The following is a 20,030-nucleotide window of genomic DNA, read 5'->3' on the forward strand; positions in this document are numbered from 1 at the left end:
CAGCTTTACAGGTAACTGGGCCAGTGAAAATGGCTTGAGTTGTGCTGCGCTATTACCTGCATCCGGCTCTACTGCCAATATTGTCTTTAAGGTCGAGGCCCGTGACAATGCCAACAATCTTGCCAATAATGGGACTGCACCCAGTATCACTGCCAGCTATCAGTCTGCGGCCAGCCCCATCACTGTCAGCGGTTTGAGCGCCAGTCAAAGCGGTATAGGCCAGGCTATCAATGGCAGCTTCTCTGTCAGTGGCTCCAGTGTCAGCATGCTGCGCATCCATGCCGGTACATCCGCTGCAAACTCTGCTTGCTATATGGATTTGAATGCAAGTACAGGAAACAAAAGCTTCAGCTTTACAGGTAACTGGATCAATGAAAATGGCTTGAGTTGTGCTGCACTATTACCTGCATCAGGAGCGACTGCCAATATTGTCTTTAAGGTCGAGGCCCGTGACAATGCCAACAATCTTGCCAATAATGGAACTGCACCCAGTATCACTGCCAGTTATCAATCTGCGGCCAGCCCCATCACGGTCAGTAGCCTGAGCGCCAGTCAGAGTGGCGTAGGCCAGGCGATCAATGGCAGCTTCTCTGTCAGTGGTTCCAGTGTCGGCATGCTGCGCATACATGCAGGCACCTCCGCCACTAATTCTGCTTGCTATATGGATTTGAACGCAAGTACAGGAAACAAAAGCTTCAGCTTTACAGGTAACTGGATCAATGAAAATGGCCTGAGTTGTGCAGCACTATTACCTGCATCAGGAGCGACTACCAATATTGTCTTTAAGGTCGAGGCCCGTGACAATGCCAACAATCTTGCCAATAATGGGACTGCACCCAGTATCACTGCCAGCTATCGACGTTAGTGCAATAAAGGAACTTGAATAATGACTAAGAAAGAACTGCGAGCGGCTATTCAAGCTAAGCTTGCAGTTCATCCCTCTAGGGATAGGGAGTCATATTGTCAGAAAATAGATGTCTATTGAATCATCAATTCTTCAGCAATGAGTTTACGGGCTGACTGTGCCACGTCCCTTCTATGCGCACCTTCAGTCGGTATGGCTGGCAGACGTATAAATTCTGCCGTCATGGGTGGGGCTTTGAGTATGGTGCGCATGCTTTCTACAAAAGTCATGTCGCCAATAAAATCTGCTGCAGAATGAAACTGGCCCTGTGCATCCATATAGCGCACCACAAAAGGCTGCACCGGTACGCGGGCTTCTATCGCCGCCTCAAACAAATTGGCGTGAAAAGAAAGTAAATTCCCTTGCGCTGCGGTTGTGCCTTCAGGAAAAAAAGCAATGCGCTTGCCAGCCGCTATCTGGTGTACCAGGCCTTCATAAATACGGCGCACCTCACGTACTTTGCCTCGCGCCAGGAAAATAGTACCGGCTTTTTCACACAACCATCCCAGTAGAGGCCAGTTACGGATATCTGCCTTGGCGACGAAATGGCAAGGATGCAAAGTGTTGATCACAAAAATATCCAGCCAGGAAATGTGATTGGAAACAACCACCGCAGACTCTGCGACCACACCCTGACTTTTATCTTTGAAAACCACATTCACAGTGCAGATCGCCAACAGCCTGACCGACCAGCGGCGCACCAGCGCCTCGCGCCTGGCATCGCTGACAAATGGAAAGATCGTCGCGCAAGTCAGCAAACCTGACATGAGGTGAAGGAATACCCGGAAAAAATGCCAAACGATCATGCCCAACTCGCACATACCCACAAGGGGCAAGAAAAAAATGCACATCGCAATAAAACAAACGGGAGTACGGTGAACCATACTCCCAACCAGCTGTTCTACTACCCTAATGATGCAGTCAAAGCCGCATCTCAGAACCTGTTTACGATCTTAAAACCTGACACGCCTATCAAAACAACTAATGCAAGGTATCAAACGCAATATGCCCTGACACTATCGTCGCCTTGACCACACCTGGCAATTCATAACCCAGGAAAGGCGTGTGCTTGCCCTGGCTGGCAAGGGCTTTGGCTTCTACCTTCCAGCGCGTGGCAGGATCAAAGATGCAGATGTCGGCTGCCTGGCCTACGGCGATTTGGCCGGCGGGTACGCCTGCCACTTTGGCGGCATGCTGGCTGATCCTGGACAAAGCCAAGCTCAGGCTGACGTCACCGCGGCTGTCTTCTGCCCATTTCAGTGCCAGTGACAATAGCAATTCCAGGCCGGTAGCACCTGGCGATGCTTCGGCAAAGGGCAACAGTTTTTCATCATCATCGACTGGCGTATGGTCTGAGCATATTGCATCGATGGTGCCGTCTTTCAATGCCGCAGAAATGGCATCGCGGTCACGCTGGCTGCGTAAAGGTGGTGTCAGGCGGGCGTTGGAATCAAAGTAGCCAATGTCAGCGTCCGTCAGATGCACATGATGGGCACCAACATCGCAGGTCAGCGGCAAGCCTTCTTTCTTGGCCTTGCGTATCAAGTCCAGTCCAGCGGCAGAAGAGATGCGGCACAGATGCACTTTGGCGCCTGTGGCACGCATGAGTTCAAACAGGGTGTGCAGAGCAATCGTTTCGGCCATGACAGGCACGCCAGACAAACCCAGGCGTGACGCCAGCGGGCCGCTGTGGGCAACACCACCCTTGCCTATGTAGGCATCTTGCGGACGCAGCCAAACGGTGAAACCAAAGGTGGCGGCATAATCCAAAGCTCTTTGCAGGGTATTGGTATTGGCGATGGTTTCTTCGGCCTGAGAGAAACCTATGCAGCCTGCCGCTGTCAGCTCAACCATCTCGGTCAGGGACTCGCCTTTCAAACCTATGGTCAGCGCTCCCAGCGGATAAACGTGGGCCTTGTTTTGCATGCGCGCTCTTTGCTTAAGCATTTCTACCAGGCCAGATTCATCCAGCACGGGGTCAGTATCTGGCGGACATACCAGGCTGGTGACGCCGCCGCGCATGGCGGCCTGCAATTCAGATTCCAGCGTGGCCTTGTATTCAAAGCCGGGTTCACGCAGGCGAGCACTGAGGTCTACCAGGCCAGCGGTGACGATCAAGCCAGTTGCATCAATAGTTTTATTAGCGACAAAGTCGGTTGGTGCCTGGCCCAGGGCGATGATCTTGCCAGCAGCGATAAACACGTCCTGTACTGCATCGTTAGCACTTGCCGGATCAATCACGCGGCCATTTTTGATATGTATCTTCATATTCTCCTCATACCCCGCCGCTGTTGCCTGCAACAATGCTCATGACAGCCATGCGCACGGCGATACCAAAAGTCACTTGCGGCAGTATCACTGCCTGCGGGCCATCGGCCACGGCAGAATCAATTTCCACACCACGGTTCATGGGGCCGGGGTGCATGACGATGGCGTCTGGTTTTGCCAGGGCCAGGCGTTCTGGCGTCAGGCCATAGCTCTTGAAATATTCTTGTGCTGAAGGCAGCAAGGCACCGCTCATGCGTTCATTTTGCAAGCGCAGCATGATGATGACATCGACCCCTTTGAGGCCTTCATCCATGTTATTGAATACCCGCACCCCCATTTGCTCCAGGCCACCCGGCAACAGAGTACGCGGGCCTATCACGCGCACTTCTGGTACACCCAGCATGGTCAAGGCATGGATATCAGAACGGGCGACACGGCTATGCAAGACATCACCAACAATGGCGACTGTCAGGTTGGTGAAGTCTTTTTTGTAGTGGCGTATGGTGTACATGTCCAGCAAACCCTGGGTGGGGTGGGCATGGCGACCATCACCGGCATTCACCACGTGCACATGATGTTGTTTGGTGTCGTTCAAATGCTTGGCGATCAGGAAAGGCGCGCCTGAAGTGGCATGACGCACGACAAACATGTCAGCATGCATAGCGGCCAGATTGTCGATAGTGTCGAGCAGGGATTCACCCTTGCTGGTACTGGAAGCGGCGATGTTGAGATTGATGACATCTGCCGACAAACGCTTGGAGGCAATTTCAAAGGTAGTACGCGTGCGGGTAGAGTTTTCAAAGAACAGATTGAAGACGCTTTTGCCACGCATCAGCGGCACTTTTTTGACTTCCCTGTCGCTGACGCTGACAAAGGAAGAAGCAGTATCGAGAATATGGTTGACGATGGCTTTCGGCAAGCCATCTATCGTCAGCAAATGCTGGAGTTCGCCGTGTTTATTGAGCTGGGGATTATGCATGGTCGACAGAGATGCTGAAAGTGCCGTCATCTGCACGTTGCAGATTGACAGAGACGGCGGGTTCAAATGAGGCGGTATGTGCTACAAAATCAGCAGCCACCGGCAATTCGCGGCCACCACGGTCTACCAGGGTAGCCAGCATGATGCGGGCCGGGCGGCCATAATCAAATAATTCATTGATGGCGGCGCGTGTCGTGCGGCCTGTGTACAACACATCATCTACCAGGATGATTTGTGCACCATCGACATCGAAAGGAATTTGCGTAGGTTTGACTTCGGCATGCAGGCCTTTGGCGGCATAATCGTCGCGATAAAAAGATACATCGATGCGACCGGCTTTATTCGGCAAGCCCAGATCCTGCACCAGGCGTTCGGCTATCCACGCGCCGCCTGAATAAATGCCAACGATGGCCAGTTTGTCTTGTGCCAGCGCATGTGGCCTGATTTGCTCCAGTAGCTGCTGATACAGTGCCTCTGCATCAAGCTGGGCAGCATTAGTGGTCGTGGTAGTCATGGCGTTTCATCAAAATATTGTTGCAGAATAAGGGCAGCCGCATCGTCATCGATGAACTCGCCACGCGAGCTTGAGAGTACGGCAGAGGAATAGCGTTCATCGACCAGCACGGCAGGCAGGTTGAAGCGGCCATTAAGCTGGTTGGCAAAGCGCTTGCAGCGCTGTGTCATTTCATTATCGGCACCATCCGGGTGCATGGGCAAACCCACCACGCAGAGCACAGGCTGCCATTTTTCTATGAGCTTGGTGATGTCGGCAAATTTGCCGTCATTGGTAGGAGCATGGATAATGCTGAGTGCTTCGGCCTGGCGCAAAAAAGTATTGCCAACGGCAACGCCTATGCGTTTTAAACCAAAATCAAAGGCGAGTACCGTACCTTCGCTTGCAGCCATCAGGCATGCCCCGCTTCGGCTGCCAGCATCAATGGGTCTATACCCAGCAATTTGATGGCGGCGGCAAAACGTTCTTCCAGCGGTAAATCAAACAGGATGCGTGCATCGGCAGCGACTGTCAGCCAGCCATTGGCCAAAATCTCCTGCTCCAGTTGACCTGCACCCCAGCCAGCATAACCGACGCTGATCAGAACTTGTTCAGGCCCATCACCAGCTGCCACGGCTTCCAGCACATCGCGCGAGGTGGTGAAGGCAATCTCGTCAGTGACCTTGAGCGAAGATGAATAAGCACCGACTGGCGTATGCAAGACAAAGCCACGGTCATCCTGCACCGGCCCGCCAAAGATGACAGGGCGCTTGCCTATGGGGTGGGAGTCAGGAATGATTTCCAGCTTCAGGTCTATGCGGTCAAACAGGCCAGCCACGGTCAACTCTATGGGCCGGTTAATGACCATGCCCATGGCACCGCGTGGACTATGCTCGCACAAATAAATGACGGTACCACCAAAGACGGGGTCCATCATGGATGGCATTGCAATCAGGAAATGATTGGTTAAATTCAATTCCAAATTGTTATCATCTTCGCGTTTCACCTGAAATTTATGTCTGGAAGTCATGGGGGCCGACTGTGTTGCATCGTCGTGCAGATTGGTATGTAGTGATTTTGTTTGCTTCGCCATAGTCACATTTTAGCATTTTTAGCGTGTATTTTCGATGTGTGCTAAGGTGCCACACTGCGTTTTGACCACACTACTTCACAGATCATGCAAGAAATCCAAACTCACTTTCCTCGCTCGCTGGTCTGGTTCCGCCGCGACCTGCGTAATTTTGATCATGCTGCCCTGTATCGTGCCCTGCGGCAAAGCGATACTGTCTACTGCGCTTTTATCTTTGATAAAACAATATTAGACAATTTGCCAGAAAATGACAGGCGGCTAGCCTTTATTCATGAAAGTATTATTGAACTGGATCAAGAACTGCAACAAATGGGCGGTGGCTTGCTGGTACGTTATGACTATGCAGAAACAGCCATACCGCAACTGGTGGCTGAGCTTGATGTGGACGCCGTGTTCACCAATCATGATTACGAACCTCAGGCAGTGGCCCGTGATGAGTCCGTCAGGCAAGAATTATCAAAACGAAATTGTGCATTTCTGAGTTTTAAAGATCAGGTCATTTTTGAAAAGGCAGAAGTCTTGTCCTTGGCAAATGCGCCCTTCTCGGTTTTTACTCCCTACAAAAATGCCTGGCTGAAAAAATTCCATGCAGAAGGAAGCGACTTTTATTCGCGTTCTTACCCCATAGAAAAATATGCGCACAAGCTAAGCAGCATCTCAGCGCAAACCATACCGACGCTGGCCGAAATGGGTTTTGCGCAAGCCACTGAACGTCGTATGCCAGTAGCCGCAGGCATGTCGGGTGCACGGGCTTTGCTGGAAGATTTTGTTGGCCGTATGAAGCTGTACGACCAGTCGCGTGATTTTCCGGCGATCAAGGGGCCGTCTTATCTGTCAGTCCATTTGCGCTTTGGCACGATATCGATACGTCAACTGGTGCAGGAAGCCCTGCGGCAAATGCGTATCTCTGCCAATCGCGGCGCAGAAATCTGGTTGTCTGAGCTGGTCTGGCGCGACTTTTATTTCATGATCCTGCATCATCACCCGCATGTAGCAAGCCGCTCGTTCAAACCAGATTATGATGCCATACAGTGGGAAACCGGCCCGCAAGCAGACGCCCACTTCGCCGCCTGGTGCGAAGGCCGTACCGGTTACCCCCTGGTCGATGCTGCCATGCTGCAACTGAACCAGACCGGCTACATGCACAACCGCCTGCGCATGGTCACCGCCTGCTTCCTCATCAAAGACCTGGGCATAGACTGGCGCCGCGGCGAAGCCTATTTCGCCGAACACCTGAACGACTTCGACCTCTCCGCCAACAACGGCGGCTGGCAATGGGCATCCTCCTCAGGCTGCGACGCCCAACCCTACTTCCGCATCTTCAATCCCATCACCCAGTCAGAAAAATTCGACGCCGAAGGCAAGTTCATCAAACGCTACCTGCCGCAACTGGCGACACTGGATAAACGCAGTATCCATGCGCCCTGGAAGGCTGCACCGCTGTTACTGGAACAGGCTGGGGTGAAGATAGGCAGGGATTATCCATTTCCGCTGGTCGAACATGATGTGGCACGCAAACAGACTTTGACGCGGTATGCGGTGGTGAAGAAGGTGGCTACGCATGGTGAGGATGAGTGAAGGAGTGAAGGTTTGATAAACCGGCGCTGATAGCAATGTGTTGATGTGGTTTTGACGTTGGTTTTGACGTTGGTTTTGACGTTGGTTTTGACGTTGGTTTTGACGTTGGTTTTGACGTTGGTTTTGACGTTGCCGTTGCTTTTGACTTTTGCAGTTCCCATGTGTAGACGCCATTTGTGCTGTACAGAAAATGGATTAAGAAGAGCCGCTGTCTGAGCGAAGCGAGTTTCGGATCTTCCCATTTTTTGTACTGCACAAATGGGGACCCCGCAGGGGTGGCTACGCCTGGGTCGCCTTTTTGGCTTACCTTTTTGGCGAAGCAAAAAGGTAAGTAGCCGCCGGTCTACCACCGGCCTGCGATCGTAATTCACCAAATGTCGGCGTTGAAAATGTACGCCTGTATATCACAGTACGGCATGCTGCAAACGCCACTGGATTCCAGCTAAAAGCATGCTGGAATGACGACTTTTAGTTCACGGCAATTCCGCATACATGGCATTTATTTGAGGCCCATCAAAGATTAATCGTTAAAACAAAAAAGCAGAGATCACTCTCTGCTTTTTTGACTACGTTAAATCTACAGCCTACTTACACAATCACCGCCGCATCTTTACCCAGGAACCCCATAATCGCCCCCAGCAAATCATCCTCGCGATAAGGCTTACCAAAGTACTCATTAACACCGAGTTCTTTCGCATAGTTCCTATGCTTATCCGCAGTACGCGAAGTGATCATGATGATAGGGATATGGCTGGTACGTGAATCGCTGCGGACGTTGCGGGTCAGATCGAAACCATCCATGCGTGGCATTTCGATATCGACCAGCATCACGTCTGGTGTGACTGACTGCAACTGCTCCAGCGCATCAATACCGTCTTTTGCCAGGATGACCTGATAACCTTCACGTGTCAGCAAACGCTGGGTCACGCGGCGTACGGTCAATGAATCATCGACTACCATGACCGTATGTTGAGTACGCAAGCCCTGTACTGGCTGGGTTTTGGTTTCAGCAACTTCTGTTGCAGTTTGCAGGTTGGCGACTGCACCCATTTCAGGTGTAGCTTCTGCACCCAGTTGCTGCAGGCGTGCATGTTCATGTTCCATACGTTGTGCCAGTGGCACAGGGTTCAGGATCAGAACGATTTCACCGGAACCGAGTACGGTCGCGCCAGCGATACCTGTCATACGTGCCAGTTGCGGGCCGATGTTTTTAACAACCACCTCGCGGTTACCCAGAACGTCATCGACGTGAATCGCAACACGCTCGCCACCGCTCTTCATGATCAGCAGCGGGCTGTATTGTTGTGTCATCGGTGTCGCGTCGTCCTGACCCAGCATGGAGGACAGGTAGTACAAAGTCACACGCTGACCTTGCCACATGACTGCGCCATCGTTATAGGCATTGGCCAGGGCATTGGATTTCAGTTGCTGTACTTGCTCTACCAGAACGGAAGGTACGGCAAAAGTACGGCCACCAGAACTCAGCAATACCACCTGCGTCACAGCCAGTGTCAAAGGCAGGCGAATCGTGAATTCTGCGCCCTTGCCTTCGCTGGTCGTCACTTCTACACGACCACCCAGGGATGCGGCTTCGGAACGGACCACGTCCATACCGACACCACGGCCAGCCAGTTCAGTGATTTCAGTCGCTGTCGAGAAGCCAGGTTCGAAAATCATGTTGGCTGTTTCCAGCTCACCAGGATTATCTTCATGCGTAATCAAGCCAACGGACAGCGCTTTTTCGCGGATGCGGGTCAAGTTCAGGCCCTGACCATCATCGCTGAAGCGTATCACGACTTCATTACCTTCTTGACGAATCTCAATCAGCAATTCACCGGTTTCTTCCTTGCCATTGTTACGCCTTTGCGCACGGCTTTCTATGCCGTGGACAATTGCATTACGCAGCAAGTGTTCGAAAGGACCGGCCATTTTTTCCAGAACGCCCCTATCCATCTCTACCGTGGCACCGCGAATATCCAGGTTGACGCGCTTGTCGACTTCTTTGGAAGTCTGGCGAGTCACGCGATACAGACGCTCGGAAATACTGGCGAAAGGTATCATACGCACGCGCATCAAATCCTGTTGCAAGTCACGTGTCAAACGCGCTTGCACCAGCAAGTCATTCGATGCGCCATCAATAGTACGGGTCAAGTTGGTTTGCACTGTGGCAACGTCGCTGACGCTTTCGGCCATCATGCGTGTCAATTCTTGCAAACGGGTGAAGCGATCGAATTCCAGCGGATCAAATTCACGGTCACCAGAATGCGCCATACGTGAGGTGATCTGGGTTTCTGCCTGGATCTCGACTTCACGCAACTGATCGCGCAGACGGTTGACGTTCTCTGTCAATTCGCTGAGAGATGAGCGCAAGGTGCTGACTTCATTTTCCAGACGTGAACGCGAGATGGAAACTTCACCGGCCTGGTTAACCAGACGGTCAAGAATATCGGCACGCACACGTACCAGTGGAACCGGGGTATTTGCGCCCACCGGCGTGTTTACCGGAGCAGCCACGGCTGTCGATGGTGTAGCACGTGTCATCATAGGCACGACAGGCGTCAGGTTCACCAATTCATTGATGATCACTGGTGCATCTGTATTGCTGGCTGCCATTTGCTCCTGGAACTGATCCAGCTCTTGCGCTGTGGTCAGCGGTGCATCTGCCTGCACTGGTGCTGCATAGGCTTCTGGATGCAGCAAGCGGTCAAACATATGCATGCTGTGATCGTGACGTGCCAGCAAGTCATCAAGCAGGGAGGCGCGCACCGCGCTACCGCCATGCATCAAACTTTCGATACGTGATTCCATGTCATGGATGTGCTGACCCAGGCCCATGGCACCGGCCATACGCGCACTACCTTTGATGGTGTGCATGATACGGGCGATAGCTTGTGGTGCGGCCATGTCATCCGGCTTGTCTTGCCAGGTACGCAGCAATTGACCAACCATAGGCAGCAAGTCATTACCTTCTTCTATGAAGACAGGCAACAAGTCCATATCCAGGTCATCACGGATCTGGACCGTACCGTCACTCACTGGTGCAACGTATTCCGGTACTGCAGCCTGAGTCACAGGTTCGGCTATGGCAACTGGTACTGCAGGTTCTGCTGGTACAGCTTCAGCCACCAGTGCTTCTGCCACAGGTTCAGGCTCACTCATTGGCTCAATAACTGGCTCAGCAATTGGTTCAACCACTGGTTCAATCACCGGTTCAGCTTCGACTGCAGACTCAAGTTCAGACAGCTCGGCAACAGCTTCCACTGGAAGAATGTCATCCATGGCATCCGTCATGATGGCACCGATACGATCAGTAATGGTTTCTACTGGCGCTTCCGGTTCTGGCAAAGCAACTGCATCTATCGTCGTCAAACCATCCAGCTCAGGCAAGTGGTCGATAACATCTGCAACAACAGGTTCTGCGACTATCGCTTCTGCAGTAATAATTTCCGGCTCAGCCTCTACAGGCAAGTCAGCCACCAGCTCTTCTTCGACAACAGGCAAGGCTTCCAGTACTTCTGCATGATCCAGATTGAAGTCTGGATCATGCAAGGCGTCAGCAAGGACTGGTAATTCTTCTGCTGGCAATTCTATTGTTTCTGGCAATTCTGCTGCTGTGATCAACTCACTTGTTTCGACTACTGGCAAGCTATCGATCGCATCTATGCTCAACGTATCTTCTGCGAGCGCGTCAGCTTGATGCAGATCTGCAGACAAGGCGATCGGGTCGAGTTTCTCATTGGTGGAAGTGATGAACTCTTCATCAGCACCGGCATTCGAGCGCTCTATGACGACTTGCAACAAATGTTCGAGCTGACGAATTTCTTCTGGCGCAGATGCTGCCATTTCTGACAAGGCAAACTTTTGCAGCATGCGTTTGGCAGAATCCAGAGCGCGTTCCAGCACGTCGAATTCTGTTTCCAGCAAGCTGACAGGATGACGTTCCAGTCTCTGCAAGACAAATTCCAGGCTATGCGCCAGTTCTTGCAAAGGCTTGAGGCCTACTGTTGCCGAGCTGCCCGCCAGTGAATGGCTGGCGTGGATGGCATGAGTAGAAACATGACGATGTGGCTCATGTCTCCATTCGGCGAAGTCCTGCACCAGGAAACGCACGATCTCATCTGTTTCCGCCATATAGATGGAGTACAGAGGCAGACTGATTTCTATATCACCTATGCGCTTGATATTGTCGTCCACGCTAGGCGATGGTGTCGACAAATCAGGGAAGTCGATGATTTTTGCCGTAGCAGCTTCAGCAACTTCATGTGCTGTTGCGACTTCAATTGCTTCGACTACTGCCGGAATTTCTGTAGTAACAACAGGTTCAACTGGCAAGCTCACTTCAGGCGGCAAGTCTGCTGGCAAATCTGTCAAAACCAGTTCTTCTGCACGTACTGCAGGCGTATCCAATGTCAGTTCTGCCACTGGTTCTGGCAATGCTTCGGCCACTGTTTCTGCTATTGCTGCTGTTTCTGCTACGTCTTCCACTGCCAGTGGTACTTCAGCAACCAGTATTTCAGCGTCCTCGACTGGCATGTCTTCAGTAGCTACTGCCACTTCCAGCGCAAGCTCCAATGGCAAGGCATGTTCTTCAGCAGGGGAAGCTGCAGGGGTATCAAGCGTCAATTCAGGCAAGCCTGATGTGACAGGAGCGGGAACTTCTTCAGCAACTGCAGGCACTACTGCTGTAGCTTCAGGTTCAGGCACCAGTTCAACTGGTGTAAAGTCGAATGCTTCCAGCTCAACAGCAGCATGTTCAACTGCAGGTGCAGCTTCTTCCACAACAGGAATAGCTACCGCCTCAATTTCCGCTTCAACAGGCAAGGCTGCAGCTTGAATTTCTTCTGCCACTGGGACAGGCAAGACTTCAGGCTCAGCGACTGGTGTGGCGGGGACTGCAGCAGCTTCAGCTACAGGCTCAAGCACATGCGTAACTTCGGCAACCTCGGCAACTTGCGCAACTTCGACAACCTCAGGAATATCCTGATAATCGAGGCCAGACTTGACGCGCTCTGCAGCGGCAATGATGGCTTTGCCAGTGCGTGGCGAGACACCGCTTTGTTTTAATTCCTCTACCCATTCGACCATCTCGCGGGCAGTGCGATCCAGCAGGGCATACAGGTTTTCATCGCCGCTACGGGAGTCAGACAGCCACAGGTTCATGACTTGCTCTATGCTCCATGCCGCTTCACCAAACACCATCAGGCCAACCATGCGGCCGCTGCCTTTGAGTGTGTGGAAAGAACGACGCAAGCTGGTCAGGTATTCCTGGTTATTGGTATCTTTTCTGGACAGCGGCAAAGTAGTCTGGACATAGGCCAGTACTTCATCTGCTTCCATAAGGAAGATTTCCAGCAATTCGGCATCAATGGCTTCATCACCGTCAGGGATTTCCTGTGCTTGCGCAGTAGCCACCACGGGTTCAGCCGCTGCAGTAACGATATCCTGTAAAGCTTCTGAGGCACCGGCCTGATCGGTTTTACCCAGGAGATCAATGGCAGATTTGGCGCGATCCGATGCTGCTGTATCGTCCAGCAAAATAGCCACTGAACGCTCGGATTCCAGTGAGCTTTTCAGTTGTGCCTGCAAACCAGCATCATGCGGTGCTTCTGCCAGCGAAGCCGCCAGGCGAGCAGATTCCTGCTGTTGCTGAGCCAGTTCTTGTTCGGCAGTCTTGAGGATGGCGACCTTGCTTTCCTGACCATGGCCTTCATCGCCAGGCAGGTGTATATCTGCGCTAGGCAGCAATTCCTTGCTTGCCTGTGCTTCCAGCAAGTTGGAGCGGAACAGGCCAGCTTCCTGATCGAAACTGAATTTCTTTTTAGCCGTTTCTGGCTGGGATTGCAGCGTCTCGATGAAGAAAGACAGTGCACCTATATTTTGCGCCACATTCTCATGGGCGGCGGCTTGCGCCACAGGGTCTGCTGCATCTTCGGCAGAAAACTTGCTGATCATCTGACGGGTATGGTCGACTGCCAGTACGGCGTCATCCTGATCCAGCATGGACAATGCGCCACCGATCTGATGCAAATTGCCATCGATAGGTTTCAGTGTTTCTTTATCAGTAGGTGTGCGGAAATATTCATCCAGCACTTTTTCTATATGACGCAAACTCGATTGCATCTCGCCTACCAGTACACCCATGGTCTGGCGCTGCTGTGCTTCGCGGGAAATCTCACCCATCCAGCTAGCCTGGGTTTGGGGGGTTTCACCAGATACCACAGACAATAAACGTGTCGTGATTTCTTCTGCACGTTCGGCAAAATGTGCTGGCAAACGAGTCACATGGTCAAGCGCATGCTCAACGAATAAGAGACTGGTTGCCAGTTCTATGCCTAGTTTGCTGCCATCAGGCGAATGCGCGACATGGCGGGCAATGCCATTCAGTTCACGCAAGAGCTTGGCCAGCGCAGGGGCATTCAAACCTGCGCCGGTATCGGCCAGGTCTGTCATTTTTTGCGAGAATTTTTCTGCCAGGCCAGTTTCGCCATTGGCTATCCTGCCCCACAAGTTCTTCACTGCCGACAATTGTTCTTTGGCGGCTGTCAGTGCACCAGCGGTAATCTGACCATAATTTTTTTGGTCATAATCAACGGGTACTTTGTCATCGAGCTGATAAGCCTTGCGCACCCTGGTGACAAAAGGAGAAGGTTTTTCAACCTGGGCCAGGAAAAACAGGGCATCGCGCAAAAGGCGTTCCGGGATGGTGCTGACACCTTCTACCAGACGGCGGATTTGCAAATTGATGCGACCGAAGATCTGTTTGACATATTGCTGGTTGTCGATGGCACCGTGGCCCACAGCTTCGACAAAAGCGCGCATGACTACCCAGAAAGCCTTGGCCTGGGAATTAGTTTGACCGTTTTCGATTTCTGCAATCAGGTCATGCATGGATTGCGTGGCGGCGCGTTGCTGTTCCTTGTCTTTGCTGGTCAAGACTGTCAGCAAGAGCTTTTCAAAGCGCTGGCGCAAACCGGTATAGCTGACGGCTACGGCCTTGCTGCTGACGGCCAGTTCAGGTATCTGCTCTTTGGCGGATAACGAAGGAAAGAACAAATCAGCAGGATGAATACGCTCAGCACCTTTCAATTCCAGCAAGGCGCGATAATAAGGGAATAAGCGCACTGGCTGATGGGGCGCGCCTGACAGCAAATCTTCGAGATAGCGCAAGACTGCATGGAAGGCATCGACGATGACTTCAACATTTGCCTGCGTCATCTCCAGCTGGCCATTTTGCAGGCGCTCGAGTAATTCCTCTATGGTTTCTGTAACGATGGAAACACCATCGATATCAACAATCTGCAAGGCACCATGGGCCTGGTGCAGATAGCTTTTTGCATGCAATAAGGTAGTCGGGCGGGTTTCAGTGTCCTGGGCAAGTGCGTCTGTCAGCATCTTGCCAGCATTCGTGATTGCTTCCCGCACTTCTCCCATCACCCAGGACAACGGCCCGATGTCGAACTGTTCCTGTGGAAGATCTGGCGATTTTGAAAAATCGGATGTCATGCGTACTCCGCAAACTCAAGGGCAATGGACCGCAGTCCATTGCCGTGCAAATATGATAGGGTTGCAGCTAGTACAACCAGGGCTGGAAAATCAGGCGGCAACCCGGAACCGTGACACAGAGTTCTTGAGTTCTTCCGCAAGCATGGACAATTCTTTAATGGAAACCGCAGTTTGCTGCGTACCATGCTGCGTTTGCTCGGTGATGGTCAAAATGTGTTGAATATTTTGTGCAACGCCGTTGGCTGAGGTAGCTTGTTGTTCCGTCGCCAGCGAGATACCTTGAATCAGTTCCGCGAGTCGGTTGGAAACGCTACGGATTTCAGACAGCGCCGTACCGGCCGCATCTGACAGTTTTGCTCCCTCAACCACACCCTGAGTGGATTTTTCCATCGCGGCAACCGCGTCATGGGTATCCGTTTGAATCGTACGAACCAGCGCACCAATCTGTTTGGTAGCTTCAGCTGAACGTTCCGCCAGACGCTGAACCTCTTCCGCAACCACCGAGAAGCCTCGACCTGCTTCACCCGCAGACGCCGCCTGAATCGCCGCATTCAGCGCCAGTACGTTGGTTTGTTCGGTAATGTCGGAAATCAGTTCAGTGATCTCACCAATCTCTTGTGAAGACTCACCCAGACGTTTAATACGTTTGGAAGTTTCCTGGATTTGTTCGCGAATCTCGTTCATACCCTTGATGGCGTTTTCCACCGCATGGGCACCTTGCTCCGCCGCAGCAACCGACTGACGCGCAACCAGTGCTGATTCATTCGCAGAGCGGGAAACGTCAGTAATCTCAGCCGCCATCGTCAAAACCACCTGACCAGCATCAGAAATCTCGCGAGACTGTTGTTCAGACGCTGTCAACAAATCGCTGGAAATATTCTGCGCTTGTGTCGAAGCTGAAGTAACCTGTTCTGCAGTTGCCGTAACACGACCTACCAGACCGCGCAACTCTTCCACCGTGTAGTTAACCGAGTCGGCAATCGCGCCCGTGATATCTTCAGAAACCGTCGCTTGCACAGTCAAGTCACCATCCGCAACCTCTTGCAATTCATTCATCAGTCGCAAAATCGCAGCCTGATTCTGATCGTTCGCGGCTTTCGCTTCTTCTTCCTGTTTCTGCGCTTGCATCATCTGTGCCGCAGCTTCGAGACGGCGATCATTCGCTTCCCTGGCGCGGTTACGGCTTTCCTGCAACTGAACGAAACCCACACCTACCGCAGCCAGCAGCGCGAAGAAGGCAGAGCCCAGCATGGCGTAGAAGTAGATACTGGTACCATCCTGCTCGGTGGTGTAAGTCTTCTGCAATTTGGACAGCTTGATCTTGAGATCTTCGTTCTCGTTAAACACCAGCTGTTCGGATTGTTTTGCAGCGATAAAGTTTTGCAGATTGCCCAGAATGCTGGAAACCCATACCTGGTATTCAGAGAAGGTTTTTTGCAGTTCAGTCAATTTGTCGCGGGTATCTGCATCCTTGGTCGCTGTCAGGCGCAATACATCGCTGCCTTTCAGGAAGCCATCAACCAGATCACGGAAAGTATTGGTATCTTTACCCAGCAAGAACGCCGTTTCAGGATTAACACCCTCGGAAGTCAGGAATTCATTCGCACTACGACCCAGACGCTGGGTCAACATGACCAGCTGACCGGCAGCATTAATTTCACGCGCAGATCCGCCGCCTTGTACTTTCAAGGTGGAAATCTGTTCGGTCAATTCCAGCAGGATAGGTGACAGGGCATTCATTTTTTGCAGTGTCTGACCGAAACCCGTCAATTCTTTTTGACGGTTCAAGATCGTTTCCGCAGCCTTATTCGAATTGTCCCAGGCTTTTTGCGCTTCTTTGACGGCTGGTTCCAGAGTAGAGTCGGCTTTTTTAACCGAACGGCCCTGGTAATTACCACCCTTGAGCAAGAGGTTCAAGTCTGAGTTCATTTCAGACCGGCTATCCTTGAGCTGTTTAAACGCTTCGACGTTACCCTGAATCGCATTCGGTGCCGCTTTACCAATACGCTGCGAGTGCATCAGCGACTCACCGGCGATTTGCGCTTGCGTGGACAGCAAGGTCGAGTGATCGGAGTTCAGATACACCGAAACACCACCCAGCAACAGGAAGAACACCATCGTGCCGAGCAAGAAGTTGGTCTGACGACGAACCGACATGCCGCCGATGATAGGCAGGCGCATGCCAGTACCCTTCTCCAGTGCATCACCAATAAAGGTGGCGTCACCGTAAGAGTCGGCCTTGGGTGCGGCAGTTTCTGCCACAGCAGGCGTACTGGTAGCTTCCTGCGCAGCAGGAGTCACCATTTTTACATTGTTTGCTTCTTCAATTTCAATCGAATCAGCATTCCCGAACGACCTTGCCGCAACCTCTGCTCCGTCAATTTCCGGATCTTCTTTATCTTTGGACAAGAACGGTAGATTAAATGCCATTACTAAGTCTCCTAAACGATTGAAAAGCTGTCAGTTCTGCTTGAGTGCACATACTGACTTAAATACCTATTTGCAAAAAATCCTGGTCCTGCACCAGCGTGGCCAGACTAAGTTCAAACCAGATGTTGCCATCCTTATCCCTGTACTTCTTCTTCAACCAGGCTTTGCTTTCCAGCTGATTGTCGTCAAAGGGGATTTCTTCCATTTCTGAAACTGTACGCAAACCCAGAACCTGGGATACCAGCAAGCCACTGTTAAACGCCATGCCAGGGGCGAAAGCCACAATCCGGCACTGAGTATCTTGCTTGGTGTTATCCATGCCCTGGAAACGCGGTAAATCAATGACACCAGTCAAATTACCGCGGATATTGGACAAACCTATGTACCAGTCACGCGTCAAAGGCACCCTGGTGAGGGTGCCCGCAGTGACGATCTCGCCGGATTCACGCAAATCCAGGAGATAACGTCCCTGACCTATCATAATGCCGAGCTGGCTAAGTTTCGTATAGCCACCACGCTGGGCAGCCTGCATGCGTTCAACCAGCTGCGCCTGAAATTCACGCAAACGGGTACGACGCACACCCTTTTCAGGTTTGACAACTTCCAGATTTGCTGCAGCAGTTTCACGCACAGTCTGATTCATGAGGCAATCCGCAGATATCTTATTATTGATGCAAGAATAAAAACTTGTCTATATGGATTAACCAAGAGCAGAAATTTTCGCCAGCAGCTCTGCCGGGTCTATCGGCTTGACCAGGTAATCACGGGCACCCTGACGCAAGCCCCAGATACGATCAGTTTCCTGATTTTTGCTGGTGCAGATAATCACGGGTACATCTTGCGTATCAGGATCCTTGGCGATTGCGCGGGTGATCTGGAAACCATTTTGTCCAGGCATGACCACGTCCATCAAGATCAGCTGTGGTTTGTCTGCCTTGATTTTTGTCAGGGCTTCTTCACCGTTTTCAGCTGTTGATACTGAAAAACCATTTTTCACCAATACATCGGTCAGGAAATAGCGTTCTGTTGGAGAATCGTCTACTACCAGAATTTTTTGAATGGCCATCTTGTTTTACCTCACATTAACTAACTTAACTATATAAACCTAGGTCGCCGAAGTGTAATTTTTCACAGTTTTCAGCAGACTATCCTTTGTAAAAGGCTTGGTCAGATACTCATCAGAGCCGACCATTGCACCACGGGCGCGGTCAAATAAACCGTCCTTAGAAGACAACATAATTACCGGTGTATCCCGGAATTTCGCGCTTTTCTTAATCAGAGCGCAAGTCTGATACCCATCCAGTCTAGGCATGAGGATATCGCAAAAAATCAGGTCTGGACGAGAATCGTTAATCTTGGCAAGTGCATCAAAGCCATCTTCTGCCAATACTATCTTGTACCCAGCCTGTCCTAAAAAAATCTCAGCCGAACGGCGTATGGTGCTGCTATCGTCAATCACCATGATTTTCAAGTTCTCGTTGCCTGTCAACGTTGACATAAAATCATCTCTTCCCGGCAGTATTAAGGTTACATATCACTGTAACAAAAAATCGCACATTTGCGCTTTTTTTCCTTGAATAAACATATTAAGCAACATCAAAAATCGAAAAATCGATCAGATTGCCACCATTTCGAAGTCTTCCTTGCGGGCGCCGCACTCGGGGCAGGTCCAGTTCATCGGAACATCTTCCCACTTGGTACCGGCTGGAATACCGTCTTCGGGGGAACCTTGCTCTTCATCATATACCCAACCGCAAATCAAGCACATCCACGCCTTGAAAACTACCTCATCCCTTACCGTATCAGTCACGACTAAAACCCTTCAATCAAGTAAAATATTGAAACTGCTGCAAATATTGTATTTGCATTGTGTTACGAATGGCATTTGCGCGAGTAATTTAAGTCCTCACGAAGTCAGCTATATTAATCTACCCAACGTGCAAAACCAAATTTCTCCACTAATACTTAGCTTTGGTGCATCAGATCCTGTTGCAGCCACTGGCATCCATGCCGATCTGGCATCGTTTGCAGCCATGGGCTGTTACGGTTTGCCCATCATGACCGCCATTTTAACTGGTGATACGTCACAAATCGATGATTTACATCCACTTGATGGTGATTTAGTCGATGAGCAGGCACGTACCGTGCTCGAAGACATGCCAGTACTGGCCTTTAAAGTCGGCCAGGTGGGCAGCGTGGAAAATGTCACCGTCATCGCCGAAATCGTTTCTGACTATCCGGAACTGCCGCTCATCCTGGATCCCTTCAATGCCGCCATCACAGAACAGGGGCCGGAAGCGGAGGATCTGGTGCTGGCCATCCGCGAATTACTGATCCCGCAAGCCAGCCTGCTGATGATTTCTGCTGTTGAATTATCACGTCTGGCGGAAACCTGGAAAGAGAACGCCGAAGCTGAAGATCTGGCTGCCGATGCCATGACGCTCATCGAATCCGGCTGCGAGTATATATTAGTCACGGGCACAGCGGGTGAAACCGGTGAAGTCGTTAACACTTTATATAATGAATCTGGCGTCGTCAGGCGCGATGTCTGGCAAAGATTGCCTGGCTCGCATGCCGGTGCTGGTTCCACCTTGTCTGCGGCGATTGCCGCTCTGCTGGCGAATGGACTGGAAATACCCGAAGCCGTGCTGGAAGCCCAGGAGTTTACCCACGCCGCCCTCAGCCATGCGCAAAGGCTGGGCATGGGCAGACTGATACCTGATCGCTATTTCTGGGCCAGGGAAGATCGTCAACTGACGCTTTAACAATCTCTTACTATTCATCT

General features: G+C 51.5%; 15 protein-coding genes. 3 read left to right on the plus strand and 12 right to left on the minus strand.

What is annotated here, in order from left to right; translation table 11 throughout:
- Positions 1-865: hypothetical protein (locus ACO0LF_RS10645; protein WP_423014075.1), on the plus strand; the 865-nt coding region annotated here is incomplete at its 5' end.
- A gap of 113 nt (positions 866-978) precedes the next feature.
- On the opposite strand, the gene ACO0LF_RS10650 is transcribed toward ACO0LF_RS10645, so the two are convergent.
- The 6 genes from ACO0LF_RS10650 to ACO0LF_RS10675 form a co-directional block, all read right to left on the minus strand.
- Entirely contained in the window at positions 979-1,710 is a 732-nt protein-coding gene (locus ACO0LF_RS10650; protein ID WP_423014076.1) for a lysophospholipid acyltransferase family protein, read from the minus strand.
- A gap of 175 nt (positions 1,711-1,885) precedes the next feature.
- Entirely contained in the window at positions 1,886-3,172 is a 1,287-nt protein-coding gene (locus tag ACO0LF_RS10655) for a dihydroorotase (protein WP_423014077.1), read from the minus strand.
- A gap of 7 nt (positions 3,173-3,179) precedes the next feature.
- Positions 3,180-4,151 carry an aspartate carbamoyltransferase catalytic subunit gene (locus tag ACO0LF_RS10660; RefSeq protein ID WP_422949513.1) on the minus strand — a complete coding sequence of 324 codons (972 nt, stop codon included), beginning with the start codon at positions 4,149-4,151 and terminating at the stop codon, positions 3,180-3,182.
- Entirely contained in the window at positions 4,144-4,665 is a 522-nt protein-coding gene (gene pyrR, locus ACO0LF_RS10665; protein ID WP_305258157.1) for a bifunctional pyr operon transcriptional regulator/uracil phosphoribosyltransferase PyrR, read from the minus strand. The genes ACO0LF_RS10660 and pyrR overlap by 8 nt, the downstream gene beginning before the upstream one ends.
- Positions 4,662-5,057, minus strand: a complete 396-nt coding sequence (gene ruvX, locus ACO0LF_RS10670; protein ID WP_110255210.1) for a Holliday junction resolvase RuvX — start codon at positions 5,055-5,057, stop codon at positions 4,662-4,664. The genes pyrR and ruvX overlap by 4 nt, the downstream gene beginning before the upstream one ends.
- Complete coding sequence (locus ACO0LF_RS10675; RefSeq protein WP_423014224.1) at positions 5,057-5,674, minus strand: YqgE/AlgH family protein; 618 nt, start codon at positions 5,672-5,674, stop codon at positions 5,057-5,059. Before ACO0LF_RS10675 ends, ruvX begins: the two co-directional genes overlap by 1 nt.
- A gap of 147 nt (positions 5,675-5,821) precedes the next feature.
- On the opposite strand from ACO0LF_RS10675, the gene ACO0LF_RS10680 reads away from it, so the two are divergent.
- Positions 5,822-7,312 (plus strand): cryptochrome/photolyase family protein, encoded by a 1,491-nt coding sequence (locus ACO0LF_RS10680; RefSeq protein ID WP_423014078.1) that lies wholly within the window; start codon positions 5,822-5,824, stop codon positions 7,310-7,312.
- 588 nt (positions 7,313-7,900) lie between these two features.
- Here the strand turns inward: ACO0LF_RS10680 and ACO0LF_RS10685 are convergent.
- From ACO0LF_RS10685 to ACO0LF_RS10710, 6 genes are all read right to left on the minus strand, one after another.
- A complete protein-coding gene (locus tag ACO0LF_RS10685; protein ID WP_423014079.1) occupies positions 7,901-14,815 on the minus strand; it encodes an Hpt domain-containing protein in 6,915 nt (2,304 codons plus the stop codon).
- Positions 14,816-14,905: 90 nt separating this feature from the next.
- Positions 14,906-17,245 carry a methyl-accepting chemotaxis protein gene (locus tag ACO0LF_RS10690; RefSeq protein WP_423014080.1) on the minus strand — a complete coding sequence of 780 codons (2,340 nt, stop codon included), beginning with the start codon at positions 17,243-17,245 and terminating at the stop codon, positions 14,906-14,908.
- 58 nt (positions 17,246-17,303) lie between these two features.
- The gene (locus ACO0LF_RS10695) at positions 17,304-17,888 is read right to left on the minus strand and encodes a chemotaxis protein CheW (protein WP_423014081.1); all 585 of its coding nucleotides are present in this window, start codon (positions 17,886-17,888) and stop codon (positions 17,304-17,306) included.
- Positions 17,889-17,945: 57 nt separating this feature from the next.
- Complete coding sequence (locus ACO0LF_RS10700) at positions 17,946-18,311, minus strand: response regulator transcription factor (protein ID WP_162039914.1); 366 nt, start codon at positions 18,309-18,311, stop codon at positions 17,946-17,948.
- A gap of 39 nt (positions 18,312-18,350) precedes the next feature.
- Positions 18,351-18,743 (minus strand): response regulator, encoded by a 393-nt coding sequence (locus ACO0LF_RS10705; protein ID WP_423001942.1) that lies wholly within the window; start codon positions 18,741-18,743, stop codon positions 18,351-18,353.
- 117 nt (positions 18,744-18,860) lie between these two features.
- A complete protein-coding gene (locus ACO0LF_RS10710) occupies positions 18,861-19,013 on the minus strand; it encodes a rubredoxin (RefSeq protein WP_110255217.1) in 153 nt (50 codons plus the stop codon).
- A gap of 169 nt (positions 19,014-19,182) precedes the next feature.
- Between ACO0LF_RS10710 and thiD the strand changes: the two genes are divergently transcribed.
- Entirely contained in the window at positions 19,183-20,010 is an 828-nt protein-coding gene (thiD, locus tag ACO0LF_RS10715; protein WP_423014082.1) for a bifunctional hydroxymethylpyrimidine kinase/phosphomethylpyrimidine kinase, read from the plus strand.
- Positions 20,011-20,030 lie beyond the last annotated feature (20 nt).

Origin of the sequence: Undibacterium sp. Di27W (genome assembly GCF_049340345.1) — a bacterium.
Lineage (GTDB): Bacteria > Pseudomonadota > Gammaproteobacteria > Burkholderiales > Burkholderiaceae_D > Undibacterium.

Bases quoted from the DNA above. Each gene is read 5' to 3' on its own strand.
- ACO0LF_RS10650 (WP_423014076.1), bottom strand. From the start codon at position 1,710: ATGATCGTTTGGCATTTTTTCCGGGTATTCCTTCACCTCATGTCAGGT.
- ACO0LF_RS10655 (WP_423014077.1), bottom strand. From the start codon at position 3,172: ATGAAGATACATATCAAAAATGGCCGCGTGATTGATCCGGCAAGTGCT.
- ACO0LF_RS10660 (WP_422949513.1), bottom strand. From the start codon at position 4,151: ATGCATAATCCCCAGCTCAATAAACACGGCGAACTCCAGCATTTGCTG.
- pyrR (WP_305258157.1), bottom strand. From the start codon at position 4,665: ATGACTACCACGACCACTAATGCTGCCCAGCTTGATGCAGAGGCACTG.
- ruvX (WP_110255210.1), bottom strand. From the start codon at position 5,057: ATGGCTGCAAGCGAAGGTACGGTACTCGCCTTTGATTTTGGTTTAAAA.
- ACO0LF_RS10675 (WP_423014224.1), bottom strand. From the start codon at position 5,674: ATGACTTCCAGACATAAATTTCAGGTGAAACGCGAAGATGATAACAAT.
- ACO0LF_RS10680 (WP_423014078.1), top strand. From the start codon at position 5,822: ATGCAAGAAATCCAAACTCACTTTCCTCGCTCGCTGGTCTGGTTCCGC.
- ACO0LF_RS10685 (WP_423014079.1), bottom strand. From the start codon at position 14,815: ATGACATCCGATTTTTCAAAATCGCCAGATCTTCCACAGGAACAGTTC.
- ACO0LF_RS10690 (WP_423014080.1), bottom strand. From the start codon at position 17,245: ATGGCATTTAATCTACCGTTCTTGTCCAAAGATAAAGAAGATCCGGAA.
- ACO0LF_RS10695 (WP_423014081.1), bottom strand. From the start codon at position 17,888: ATGAATCAGACTGTGCGTGAAACTGCTGCAGCAAATCTGGAAGTTGTC.
- ACO0LF_RS10700 (WP_162039914.1), bottom strand. From the start codon at position 18,311: ATGGCCATTCAAAAAATTCTGGTAGTAGACGATTCTCCAACAGAACGC.
- ACO0LF_RS10705 (WP_423001942.1), bottom strand. From the start codon at position 18,743: ATGTCAACGTTGACAGGCAACGAGAACTTGAAAATCATGGTGATTGAC.
- ACO0LF_RS10710 (WP_110255217.1), bottom strand. From the start codon at position 19,013: ATGTGCTTGATTTGCGGTTGGGTATATGATGAAGAGCAAGGTTCCCCC.